The organism is Mucilaginibacter gilvus (assembly GCF_004054195.1).
Classification (GTDB): Bacteria; Bacteroidota; Bacteroidia; order Sphingobacteriales; family Sphingobacteriaceae; genus Mucilaginibacter; species Mucilaginibacter gilvus.
Genome location: NZ_SBIW01000031.1, coordinates 98433 through 111398 on the forward strand (window position 1 = coordinate 98433; position 12966 = coordinate 111398).

General features: G+C 40.5%; 10 protein-coding genes. 5 read left to right on the forward strand and 5 right to left on the reverse strand.

What is annotated here, in order from left to right; genetic code table 11:
* Nucleotides 1-64: 64 nt before the first annotated feature.
* The 3 genes from EPL05_RS23695 to EPL05_RS23705 all read left to right on the forward strand — a co-directional run bounded on the left by EPL05_RS23695 (nucleotide 65) and on the right by EPL05_RS23705 (nucleotide 2135).
* Nucleotides 65-385, forward strand: coding sequence for a hypothetical protein (locus EPL05_RS23695; RefSeq protein ID WP_128536470.1), 321 nt, complete (start codon nucleotides 65-67; stop codon nucleotides 383-385).
* Nucleotides 386-661: 276 nt separating this feature from the next.
* Nucleotides 662-1213, forward strand: coding sequence for a BfmA/BtgA family mobilization protein (locus EPL05_RS23700; RefSeq protein WP_128536471.1), 552 nt, complete (start codon nucleotides 662-664; stop codon nucleotides 1211-1213).
* 10 nt (nucleotides 1214-1223) lie between these two features.
* On the forward strand, nucleotides 1224-2135 hold the full coding sequence (locus EPL05_RS23705) for a DUF5712 family protein (protein ID WP_128536472.1): 912 nt from the start codon (nucleotides 1224-1226) through the stop codon (nucleotides 2133-2135).
* A gap of 808 nt (nucleotides 2136-2943) precedes the next feature.
* Here EPL05_RS23705 and EPL05_RS23710 read toward each other — a convergent pair.
* Both EPL05_RS23710 and EPL05_RS23715 read right to left on the reverse strand, forming a co-directional pair.
* The gene (locus EPL05_RS23710) at nucleotides 2944-5418 is read right to left on the reverse strand and encodes a TonB-dependent receptor domain-containing protein (protein ID WP_128536473.1); all 2475 of its coding nucleotides are present in this window, start codon (nucleotides 5416-5418) and stop codon (nucleotides 2944-2946) included.
* Between the two features lie 208 nt (nucleotides 5419-5626).
* On the reverse strand, nucleotides 5627-8335 hold the full coding sequence (locus tag EPL05_RS23715) for a DUF5686 and carboxypeptidase-like regulatory domain-containing protein (protein ID WP_128536474.1): 2709 nt from the start codon (nucleotides 8333-8335) through the stop codon (nucleotides 5627-5629).
* A 286-nt stretch (nucleotides 8336-8621) separates the two neighbouring features.
* Between EPL05_RS23715 and EPL05_RS23720 the strand changes: the two genes are divergently transcribed.
* A complete protein-coding gene (locus tag EPL05_RS23720) occupies nucleotides 8622-9299 on the forward strand; it encodes a response regulator transcription factor (protein ID WP_128536475.1) in 678 nt (225 codons plus the stop codon).
* A gap of 2 nt (nucleotides 9300-9301) precedes the next feature.
* Entirely contained in the window at nucleotides 9302-10561 is a 1260-nt protein-coding gene (locus EPL05_RS23725; protein WP_128536476.1) for a sensor histidine kinase, read from the forward strand.
* 195 nt (nucleotides 10562-10756) lie between these two features.
* On the opposite strand, the gene EPL05_RS23730 is transcribed toward EPL05_RS23725, so the two are convergent.
* From EPL05_RS23730 to EPL05_RS23740, 3 genes are all read right to left on the reverse strand, one after another.
* The gene (locus EPL05_RS23730) at nucleotides 10757-11416 is read right to left on the reverse strand and encodes a phosphatase PAP2 family protein (RefSeq protein WP_128536477.1); all 660 of its coding nucleotides are present in this window, start codon (nucleotides 11414-11416) and stop codon (nucleotides 10757-10759) included.
* A 72-nt stretch (nucleotides 11417-11488) separates the two neighbouring features.
* Nucleotides 11489-12121: an outer membrane beta-barrel protein gene (locus EPL05_RS23735; protein ID WP_128536478.1), complete on the reverse strand. Its 633-nt coding sequence runs from the start codon at nucleotides 12119-12121 to the stop codon at nucleotides 11489-11491.
* The gene (locus EPL05_RS23740) at nucleotides 12111-12938 is read right to left on the reverse strand and encodes a sterol desaturase family protein (RefSeq protein ID WP_128536479.1); all 828 of its coding nucleotides are present in this window, start codon (nucleotides 12936-12938) and stop codon (nucleotides 12111-12113) included. Before EPL05_RS23740 ends, EPL05_RS23735 begins: the two co-directional genes overlap by 11 nt.
* Between the last annotated feature and the right edge of the window lie 28 nt (nucleotides 12939-12966).

The following is a 12966-nucleotide window of genomic DNA, read 5'->3' on the forward strand; positions in this document are numbered from 1 at the left end:
AGTTTGTTCATTGTGAAAAAGTTCTGGCTTTGGAGCGAATCAATTAAATAACATTTACTACCATATGACTCTATTAAAGAATGAAGTTGCTGCCTTTGGCAGCTTGTTGCGAAAAGCGGAAAAGGATAAATCATTATTCGCTACCCATATCAGCTTAATGGCGGCTTTGTTTGTCTTTTGGCAGAGGAACGGTTTTAAAAGCCCGTTTAATGTTAACCGCAAGGAACTGATGGCTTTCAGTAAGATTGCCTCTGTTGCCACTTATCATAAATGTATGCGGGAATTAGATGGCAGGGGCTATATAAAATACGCACCGTCCTTTCATCCAAAGACCGGCAGCCTTGTCTATTGGCTTTCACCGTTTACCTCAACCCCTATTATCTAAGTTCATGCGAAATTCAACAATTGGCAACCAAAATGTCTCACGGAACTTTTTCTCCCGGAACAATATCTCAGGCTACTTTTATAACTCCAACGTCCTTTCGAGAAATCGAAAGGAGCAAGCGGAAGCTGGGCGGAGCCCTGCTTTGCTTGCCCTACGCTACGCTGCGGGGGTTTTGCGTATCCTCCGGGGATACTTTGAATGGTTTTTCACGGCGAAACAAAAAGAAAAAGGATACTTGGCAGTATTCTGTATAACCATATAAAGGCATAATCAACAATGGAAGATATAAATGTAAGATCAGTAAGATACCCACTATTGGTTGACCAGAAGTTTGAGAAATTGGCACTTAAACTGGGCAGGACAAAGCGCCAGCTCTTTATTCAAATGGTCGATTATTTCTATAAAAGCAAAAAAGACCCGGCAGACCTTAACGATGAGGTATTAAAAAACACGCTGATGAAGAATCACCAGCAATATATTGGTTTTATCAAAACGCAGGAAAATATGTTGCTGGTTCCAATGAAATCACTAATGGACAGAATCGGTGAATCCCAGCGGCAGGTCATTGACCTTTTTAATACAGAAGTATTGCAACATAATGTAGATGTATTGAATAACCAACATGCGCTCGCGGCTATGTTCAGTGAAATTGCTAAATTAATGGAAGCGATATTACAAAGCCAAAAAAATAGGGAAACTTTAAAGGCTCAGTTCATGTCGATACTGGAGGGCTACATCAGATCAAGGGAAAGTTTTACGATAATGACCTTGGGTAAGGAAAAGGAAGAATTAATCGCAGTGGTTAAAGATCAGTTACGGTCATTATAAAGGGTATTTTATGTTTATCAATATCAGCGACAGTAAAGAAGCGGCCAATAAAGGAAGCAGTAGCTGGTTAGTGCATTACCTGGAAAAAGAGAACCGGCTGGATAAGAAAAATGAACCTGAGTATTGGTTTAACGGCAGGCAAATAAATATTGACCCTTATTTGGTTATGCAAACCATTGACAATAACATCGCTAAATTAGGTAAAGTGGATGCCAAATTCTTCCTGGTCAATATCAGCCCAAGCCAAAAGGAAATCGCTTTTTTAAAGGAACAATATAGCGATGATGGCGTAAAGGATCAGCTGAAAGGTTTTGCGGTGCGTGTAATGGATGCTTATGCGCAAAACTTTAAGCGGGAAGGAGTAAACAGCCACGAAGACCTGGTATGGTTTGCCAAGTTGGAGAACTATCGGTATTATTCCTACAATGACCCTGAAGTTAAACAGGGCTTTAAAAAGCGCGGCGACAGAAAAGAAGGAGAGCATATGCATATTCAAGTTATCGTCTCCAGGAAAGATGCGACCAATTTGATAAAACTTAGCCCAATGAATACTTCAAGGGGTAAAAACGAAGAACATTCCAAAAAGATGGGCCAGTTTGACCGCGTAGCTTTTAAACAAAGCGGCGAAAGTTTGTTTGATAGCTTATTTGAATTTGGCAGGCAGCTAAAAGATACAATGGCTTATGCCAATACGCAAAAGAACGGCAGTATAAAGGAACGGGTGGAAATGGATACGCAGGAAAAGGAAATGTCTATTTCTGCTGATGGCCTGCCATGGGACGAAGGATTGATCAGGCAGGCTGTTATTGACCAACCGGAAAATTTGATGAGCGAACAAATCCAATTTAATATAACTGGTGATGTAGATGATGAAGCGGTGCACGGAAAGAACAGGCATCGGCATAAGCCGCGTTGGCGGTAATGGTAAATAAGTAACAGAATTCACATAATTCGCTATGAAATCAAGCCCTAAGTAATACCTTATGAGCTATAAGCTCATAAGGTATAGCGCCGATTATAATTAAAAACTGATAATAGTAGTTTTCGCTTCACAAACAGATAGAAAAATATTAGTGCCGCCAGTCATTTTCGGCAGACGGGTCGCTGCACTACGTTTTACCGCGCCTTATTCAATCGCCGTCAGCCTCGCGGCTGTATTAGACGGAGTGAAATTCGCTCCTCATAGCACCCGTGCCTTTTCTTATCCCTTTTGGAATCCCATTTCATCGGGTCCGGCAAAGTTACCGACCGGCGGATGAAAAGTAAAAGCTGTATGAACAAAGCATTTGTGTTTTGTTTTTTAATGGTGCTTGGCCTTGACATTTCATCCGCCCTGCACTTTTGGTGCCTAAGCGGTGACAATGGGATGTGTGTGATTGGACAATTTGAAACACTCTCCATTTTTATGGTTACAGAAACCTGCTTATGGTTTGCGTTTTTACACCTGGAATCACAATAACCACAACAAACACAAGGAATAAGTCGTCTTTCATGATATGTGAGAGTTAATGATTTTAAATATAAGTGATTAGTTCTATAAACAATGCTCAGTAAATGCCGAAGCAAAGAAAATGTAATCGGTGATCTAATAACAAAAATGGGGCGTTCGAAGGCGATTTGCTTAGTTCGATAAGAAAGAGCGCTATGAAGAAACTACGAATTGCTTCTTTAATATTCGAAAAACACCTTCGTTTGCCAATGATCGTTGATGTCAATCCCAAAAATAGCTCTTATTTACCGCCTCTATCAACAGGTACGTCAGGCATATTATCATCTTTTTGCTTATCCTTTTTAAATTCAAGCTTGCCGAATTTATACATGAATGTGATCCCGAACGAGCGGAACGGAACTTGCCGCGAATTGGTTTGATAAAAGTTATTTCCGGAAGTCGTCGATCTGAAATTGATATATTCATTGAAAGGATCGGCTGCGCTTAATCCAATGCTGATCTTTTTATTAAGGAACTGTTTACGAACGGCCAGGTTATAGAATGCAAAGGCTGGCCTGGTTCCCTGGAGGTTTCTTTGCGATGAATTATAATTGCCGAAAATCTCTGCGGTAAAATCCTGGCCAAACTCATAAGATGCATTTAAATTTAAACGATACATAAACCCGCTAACCGTGGGACTGCCCGGATTTGCAGTGATCCTGTCGGAGAACATCATATTCGTGCGCAAATTCAATTTACTTGTAACCGGTACTGAACCAAATAAGCTAATGCCCTCGGTTGTCTCCGTACCAATATTATAGCGCTGGTTCAGATAAACGTTCGAGTACTTGGTGCCGCCAACGCTCAGCGTATCATAATGCGTAGTGAATGACTGTATGTCGTTACTATTGTACCGGTAAAACGCGCTAATAATAATATTGGCCCCTTTTGCAAAAGATTTGTTATAGGCAAGCTCATAATTATGCCCTATTTCGGGTTTCAGGCTTGGATTTCCGGTACTGATATTGTGGGGATCACTTATATTGTAAAAAGGGTTTAGGTCGCCATCGTCAGGCCGTTCTATACGGTAAGCATAGCTCAACTTAAATGATTGGGTTTTATCTATTTTGTGCGAAAAGACAATAGATGGGGCCACAATATTATACGAGGGGATTTGCGCTCCCGGAAAATTGGATGAAATAGTAGTGTATTCGTCCCTGAGGCCGACTTTACTGTCAATAAATTTATTGAACATAGAGAATGTTGTCGACAGGTAGTAAGCATAAACTTTATTCTGATATTTAAAACCGTAGGTTTGATTAGCATCAGGAACAAAATTAACGCCCGACAGGGAATCGGTAACCACTGTATTATTAATATTGTCAAATTCACCCTTAACACCGGTTTCCAACGTAAAGTTGTCGCTTACCGGCCGAACATAGTCAATGGCAATCTCTGTTTGATGATCTCTCCCTGGATTATTACTGCGCAGTCCTGACGATTTATAGCCTCCGTTTAAATAATCCTGCTGCTGAAAAAAGTTAACTGTATTATTACCAAAACTGGTATTATAGGATATATCCAGCTCCTGGTCCTCTTTTTTAAACAATTTCTTGTATTCCAGGCTGTAATCGAAGCTTTTTTCACTAAAACGGCTGTCAGAATTCCGTACGCTGAGGATATCCGATGCTATCGAGTTGTTGCTGAGGTTGGTTATGACCTGTTCCTGGTTTGTAAGCCCATTGTTGTGATTAGAAAAATGATTATAACCAAATGAAGCAGTTAACTCATCCTTTGGGGTTATGCTCCAGTTAAAATTTAACCCGGTGCGGTAGCCTCCCCGGTTAAAGGCGCTGTTTCCCCTTTGAAATAAGCGCGTGGAAGTATCTCGCCGGCTGTTATACGACAGGTTGTCGGAAGTATTGATCGTATTGGTGTTAACTTGCTCATTACCGCTAAAAGAGGCATTTACACCAAAGGTGCCTTTACGGATATTTAAATTTAATGAACCGTTATCGCGTCGTGTGCCTGCCGAAAGATTAATCGTTCCGTTTACTCCTTGCAGTTTATTATCCTTTAGTATGATGTTAATAATGCCCCCTGTGCCGTTTATATCATATTTTGCTCCGGGGATGGTAATTACTTCGATGCTTTTAATTTGATTTGCGGGTATGGTTTGCAAAGCATCGGTCACGCTGGAGCCGAATATCGTCGATGGCTTACCATTTATGAGGAAGCGAATACTTGGGCTACCCATAAGCTGCACATTCCCATCAATATCAACGGTTACCATTGGCACCTTCCTTAATACATCAATCGCAACACCTCCTTGTGATGTTAGGTCGTTAGCGGTATTATAAACCAGTTTATCAATCTTATTTTCAATAGTTGGCGCTGCTCCTACCACGGTTACGGTCTGCAATTGATTTCGGATAGGGGCAAGTAATATCCTCCCCAATGAAATATCCTGTGAATTATCATTAACTACTACCTGATCGATACTCTTACGCCTGTAACCTAAGAAATCAATTGCGAAACGGTATTCTCCCGGCCCAACGCCTTTAATTGAAAAGTTTCCCTTAGAGTCTGTCACTGTACCGTTAAATGGGGCTTTGTTACCTTTTTTAAAAATACTGATGGTTGCGTAATCAACCGGTGCCCCTGTAATCGAATCGATAACAGTGCCCAAGATCTGACCCTTGAATTCAGCTGAATAAGCGCTCGCTTTCGATAAAAAAGAAAAAAGAATTAACAACGCCGTGAAAATATTTTTCATAAATGGAGAATGGTGATGTCCAAAAATGAAATAGCAAGTTGGATTAAATTTGAATATTAACGTATGTTTTAATATTGTTACAAATAGATTGTAACTGTTTAATCAATTTAATTAAAAGTGCTTTAATTATTCCAGGAATCTTAGATTAGGTAGTTGATTTGAGCGAAGTGAGTTCTATTATTTGTTATGGTAGTTAAAATCTAACTAATCAAAAATCGGGGCTAAAACTAAACTTGACCCCGTAGGGAGTTATACCCGGATGATCTAAATAATTGAACCGCTTGATAATATCAATCCGTAAAATTTTAAAAATGTTCCCTATCCCGGCTCCGGCTTCAATGTATGGTGTATTACCAAATGCATAAGTGCCGTTGGTTGAGGTTGTGCCGGCAGGAAAGTCATATAAATCTTTTGTGTACATAGGATTGTTTTCATTGCGCAAACCACCGTATAGCGCTTTAAAGGACAAATATTCACGCCATTTCAGGTGTTTGACGAGAGGGATCTTATTTAGGAAAAAGCCATTGAAGCTTTGTGTGAAATTGATGCCCGCGTAATGATCACTTACAAATTCCAGGTAATACATTTTGTTGTAAGCATCAGGATCGTACGCGATAGATTCGTTGGCAGGACTTATATTTAATAATGGAAAAGGGACTTTCCCGATTAAAAAACTCCCAAGCAACGTTACATCTGCATAACCCAGTTGTGACATGTAAAAGCGCTTCTCGATACTGGCGTTGATATTGGTAAAACTGTAAGAATTATTAGCTACGCCTTTTATCCCTTGGCGGATCAGCAAGTTCATTATCGGGTATTTACTGTGAATTGTCGTACGGTCAGTAGTGCCTTGTATCACTTGCTCATGCGGCGCGTAACGGAATCCAAGATTAACTTCATTTGTTACTAAATTATTGATCAATGTATGGTTCATATCATTGAGCCGGTAAACGAGGTTTCCGGCGGCTTGCTGATTCCAGCTCTTCAGCGCCAAATCAAAAGAGAAATGATTGTCAAATTCCTTAACATAATCCACTTTAATGATCTTGCTGTATATGAAATAATCGCTTGCTCCCGATTGGAATGATGACAACGGCGGCTGTGAGGTGTTGATAGAAAAGTTTTGTCCGGGAATACTGATATCGTATTGATAACTGACTTTAAAATAATCGTTCGGGTAACGATAAAAAGGGATCTTGTTCAGTGATAAATAGGCGCTCACATTATACTTGAGCTGTTTATCCTTAGTGCCATAACCGATATAACTATCAAGATAAAAAGACTTATCAAACTGGGGTGTAGTGCGTCCGCCGATTTGGAAGCGTGATCCTTCGAGGTTGTCGAAGGAAAAAGCATCAGTAAGCTGGCCCAGCTGCACGGGTCCAAGATTGGCATAGTTTCCGACAAAAGTCGTGGCAAGCCATGAAGCAACCTTATAGGAACGCATACTTTGCAACCTGTTCAAACGGGCATAGGTCTGGGCTTGCCCGGTTGCAAGAGTATCAGCACGGTGTTTTATCCAAAAAGTGGTATCCCGCTTATCCGCTTTTATCATTGTCTGATTGCCTTTGCCCCGGTAAAAATTGGCCTCCAATGGCTCGTTCAGTTTGTAATTTGAATAAAATACCGTTCGTTCCCCAAACACGCCTGTGCCTTTGTTCCGTAAAATTCCAAAATCAGCTTTAACATCACTTTTGCTGAGGTAATATCGCCCACCGGGGAACGGCTCAAAATCCAGGCGTATTTGAAGGTTACGCATAAAGTTGATATTGATCTGTTTATTTATATCCAGCTCGCAGGATTCCACTGCGTAATTCCCGTCCAGCGTAACCGTCAATTTGCCTTCAAACAATAAATCGCCTTTATAACGGGGTGTAAAACTAAGTTCAACCAGTTTTCCCCTATCCGATTGTAAGGTATCCAGGATAAAAAACTTATAAAATTCTGGCGCATGGTCAGCAATAGGGCTCAAGAACTGGTTGGTGATGATAAAAATATTATTGGAATAAATATCAATATTATTGCCATACAGCCGATTAAGGTAAATATCAACGCCAACAGTATCAATGAATTTAATGATATTGATCTGCTTTTCGGCGTTCAGTATCTGTATGGACTTTGGCGGATCTTTCCGATAATAGTTTTGAAATACTTTTTCACTGATGTAAACCGGTAATGTTGTTTTGGGTTGCTCGTTAATGATCTGCGTCGTATCGAGCATGAATTTATACTTATTAAAAAAGCGGCTCCGGATGAGTTTAGAAGGCAGATCGAATAAAGACAACCCAATCCGCTCGTACTGGTCGTATTGCAGGAAATCGGAATGTTCCATTCGGTTTTGCTCTTTGTGGTCAATTACCTGCTGGATAAGTTCTACCGCAGGATTCCCCTTGTTCCTGTAGCGGCCTCTTTTACCGGATAAGATGGAAACTTCCTTTAACTCGGTCTGACTGCTGTGCAAGCGAATCAGCAGGCCATTCGTTTGGCCCGCTTTGATCGTTTTTGTGACGGATTGATAGCCGATGTAGGAGAACAACACACGCGTATATGAACCTGGCGCAACTAAAACAAACTTACCTTGCTTATCAGAGCTGGTTCCGTACCCGCTGCTCATATACCGGATACTAATTGCTGGAAGGGGTTGGCCGGAAATAGCATCCGTTACCTGCCCTGTAACTCGCGTAATTATTCGAGTTTTAGCATGGTTTATTCTATCTGTATCCCCGATGTGTTTTAACTGCTCATTCGCCTTCTTCAGGCTGTCTGCCTGCTGGGCGAGACCCCACACCGGTGCCAGCATTAGGAAACAGTAAATTAGTCTACTTGGCTTATTCTTAAACAAGCACCTTAGCAGCAGATGTGATTCCAGCGCATCGACTATAGGTTTCGCTGTAGCATTCCCAAAAAGAGTTGACAATTTATTTAATAATTAGCGTAAACGGCGAACGGTTAAGTATTTATGCATCCATATAAAGAATTGAAAAAGAATAATTTTATTTGTGATGCAAGGTCAACCTCAAATCTGAATTGTTTTTGAATTGTGGGCGCATTCACGCCCCTTTTCAGTTTTAAACATTTAAGGAGATTATCGATATGGTAAGCTCACGTCAACACGATCACTACACCTAATCTCTGATGACTTGTTCGATTTCAGAAATAAATCAGATTTAGGAGCTTTATTTATAAATGGTTAACGCAATGGTATGAAATTATTGGTAATTGAAGATGAAAGGGAGATATCCGAAAGTATTTGCCAGTATTTTGCAGGAGAAGATTTCCTTTGCGAAACAGCATTTGACTATCGCGCTGCTATTGAAATGATAAATATGAATGAATATGTCTGCATTTTACTGGACATTACCTTGCCTAATGGGAATGGCCTTGATATTTTAAAAGAGCTAAAAAAAATGGAAAAGGCGGATGGGGTTATCATTATTAGCGCCCGTAATTCGATGGATGATAAGATAAAGGGCCTGGAGACCGGCGCGGATGACTATTTGGTGAAACCATTTCACCTGCCGGAATTAGGAGCACGGGTTGCATCCATTATTCGCAGGAGGTCGTTCGGCGGTAAAAGTCAGATTGCTCTTGACCATTTAGTACTGGATGTTTTTAAAAAAACGCTCAAACTAAAAGATGAAGATATCCCATTGACCCGTAAAGAATATGAGTTGCTGCTTTACTTTATCGGGAATAAAAATAAAGTAGTGACCAAAGAAGCTATTGTCGAACATTTGTGGGGCAGCCATATCGACATGCTGGATAACTACGATTTTATTTATGCACACATCAAAAATCTCCGAAAAAAGCTGGTTCAGGCAGGCTGCCCGGATTATATCAAAGTTGCCTATGGTTTGGGTTATAAATTTACCATACATTAACCATGGCCGCTCAACTGTTTACCCGTTATAACCGTATCAATCTGCCGATCATTCTCGGGATCTTCTTGCTGTCAGGCACAGGATGTTACTTCTGGATCGATCATATCCTGATCGCAGATTTAGATGAAAGCCTGAACGAACAGGCGCAAAAGATCGATCAGTATATTGATGCCAATAATGCTTTCCCTAAGCCGGAAATGACAGATGAATGGGAGTTCAGCTACCGAAAGATCAATACACAAACCTTCCCGGCGCGCTTTGAAACTACAGAACAGTATGATGCAGACGATAAAACCGACATCCAATTCAGGAAGATCACTTATAGTCATCCATCGGGCAATAATAACTATTTAATTACCATATCCAAATCGCTGGAAACTGTCGGTGGGCTTTCCCGGTCTATTGCGCTGACCACCATGATTGCCCTACTGTCGGTTATTTTTGTCACTCTGCTTTTAAGCCATTTTGTTTTGAAGAAGCTATGGATGCCTTTTTACCATACACTTGACCAGCTTAAAGTATTCAGGTTATCGAAACGACAGGAGGTAACATTTAAGGAAACGGGGACAACCGAGTTTGAGTTCATGAACAAACAGTTGGGCGAACTGATTGGCAGCGCAGAGAAGGATTATATCCTGTTAAAAGAGTTTACTGAAAATGCCTCACATGAAATGCAAACTCCTGTCAGTATTATCCGGTCTAAACTTGATGTGATTGTTCAGGGAGAGAACCTTTCCCCGATACAGAGCGATGCTATCGGAAGTATTTACCAGGCCGTAAGAAGATTAACCAACCTCGGCCAGTCCTTATTATTGCTTGCGAAAATAGAAAACAACCAGTTTATTGATAAGCAGACCTTTGACCTGAAAGATAAGCTTAAAAATAAAATTATACAATTCGAGGAGCTTTGGATGGAAAAGGACCTCCGTATAAATCAGGAGATTACTTCATCGATGATTTCTGCTAATCCTGATCTGATCGATATTCTTCTTAATAATGTGCTGAGTAACGCCAGCAGGCATAATAGTCCAGGCGGAGATCTTAATATATTTTTAAGTGCCGGCAAACTAGTCATAGGCAACAGTGGTCCGGGAGAGCCGATTGATCCACTCCGGATATTTTCAAGGTTTTATAAACAAAATCAGCATAGCCAGAGTAACGGACTTGGACTGGCCATTATCAAACAAATTTGCGAACAGTCAACCATCGCTATTAACTACCAGTTTGCAGATCGAAAGCATATATTTACTTTTAAATGGTAGACATTGGTGCTAATAATGAATACAATTCTATTTACTTTATCAGAATCGAATTTTATTCAGCGTTTACCTCACGCAACAAATAATAAAGCAACGAACGAGGCCTGCAAAAGCTTTGGCATTAAAATTTATGCGCAAATCTGGCAATAGGTATCTATTTCTTAAGAAAACGTTAAAACGGAATTGAAATCCATCACGCTATTTTGCTGATCGGTGTGTTACCGGGTTTAAATAGAAATAGCTAAGCAAATACAGACATAAAAGCCCCAGCAATAAGCCCCCAAGCACATCGGTAAACCAATGCGCACCCAAATATATCCTGGAAACAGGCACGGCGAATATGAGCAACAGACTGCAGCCTGAGACTGACAAACGAACTATTTTGTTTATCGCGGACAACCGGAACATAAGTAATATTAGAAATCCAAAAAACACTATGTAGAATACGACATGGCCGCTGGGGAAACTCTGCTGCCGAGTTTTTTCCAGGATGTTTACGAGGGAAGGCAAGGGTCTGGGACGATTAACCAGAAATTTAATAATGGAGCTTGCCAACCCGGATAAGAGAGTGAGAATTGTAAACAAGGCCTCCCTTTTGTATTTAAATATAAAAAATAGGGATGCAGCGATGATAACCAAAAATACAGCGTTCGGCATATAACCGAACCAACTGACCCCTTTCATTGCCATATCCAATGGGTGATTGCTGTGTTCCTGGATCTCCCCAGAAAATTTGAGGTCCAAGTTTGAAAGAGGATCAATAAGAACAAAAGCCGTAAGCAACAAGAAGCCGATTGTGATGGAGGATAGCAAATAAACTATTAGACCTTTATTAAAATCAGGAAGCTTTATTTTCATCAATTGAGATTTAAAAATCAAGTGTAATATTATTCCTTTTTTTGGCTGTGAAAGATGGGTTCATATTAACTACTAAAACAAAGTTGTGGTGAATCCAATACTAAGGGCCATTTCGCTGCGGTTGGCTAAAATATCATTATTTGAGAAGCTGTTTTGATAACGTGATGGTTCTACAATCAGCGCGAAGTGTTTGGCCAGATAAAACTCCAGGCCCGCAGTTAATTTGACCGAAAGCGCCTGTTTGGTGGCTTGAAAAAGTACAAAACCGCTTTCGTTACTGCTAACAACATCATAACCTCTGATTCCGAAGCCTGGTTGAAGCAACACATACCAGCCGATTCGCCCATACCTTTTCCGGTATCCGGCACCAGCCAAAAAATAGGTGCGGTGCATGTTGCCGCTTTTCACATTAGTCGGCAGCTCCGTAGTTGCACCGCTGTATTTATGCGTTACACCGTCATAATTAAACCGGTAAAACAAAGATCCGTCATTGTTAGAACGGTACTCAATGGCAGTGTTTAGAAGCAAACCGGGTTGATAACTAACCATAGCGCTTTTGGGTTGAATACTTACGCCGATTAAACCCGGAAAATATAGTCTGGAAGCAAAATTCTCCTGCTGGGCTAAAGCATTGCGGGTGATCAGGAGTATGATAAATATACCAATATACTTCATCTTAGACGATGCCGGGCTGCTATTGCTCAACGGGAACTTTTCTTTTTAGTTTTTGAAAGGGGATTTTTAATATCGGGATAAACCGGGAATTGATCGCGGGATCCATATGGGTATCTATTCCAAAGTTTGTGCTTTGAACGGGTAGTTCCTTAAATGTTCCGAATAACCTATCCCAAATACTTAAAACATCTCCATAATTTCCATCGGTATAAGGTAATTGGTAATGATGGTGAACGTGGTGCAAATTGGGTGTGATAAAAAGGAATCCCAACAGCCTACCCACTGGCTCAGGTAATCGAAATTGGGTGTGAGCCAAGATATTAAAAAAGGTTTGAAACACCTGTCTGATCATCAACAGTATCAAGTTGGGGCCGAGCAGAAACACCCAAAGAATTAAGAAGCTTGTGCGAATACAGGTCTCCCCGGGGTGTTCGCGAACCGTGGTAGAAACATCAACCTGCAGGTCACTGTGGTGAACCAAATGAAACTTCCATAAAAAGTCAATTTTATGCATAATCACGTGATAGCTATATTCCCCGAGGTCAAGTAATAAAAACAAGCTTATATAAAACACCCATTTATTTCGGTGAAAAGGAATGTGGTTTATTAGTCCCCAATGATGGGTGGCGTCCCAATTCATGACCAGGATGACAAAACTTGTTAAAAATAACTGAATAGGTAAAGCGGTAAGTATAAACCTGGCGTTTAAAAAAGTATGCCGTAGTTTTCTTACTGTAGCTGTCGTGCAGAAAATAATTTCTGCTATCCAAAGTAAGATAATGACAAGTGTATAAAAAATTACTTGTGATAAATCTTCATGTTGGAGTATTAAGGTGTGAATCTGCATTGCGGGTTCTACGGGATATACCTATAGT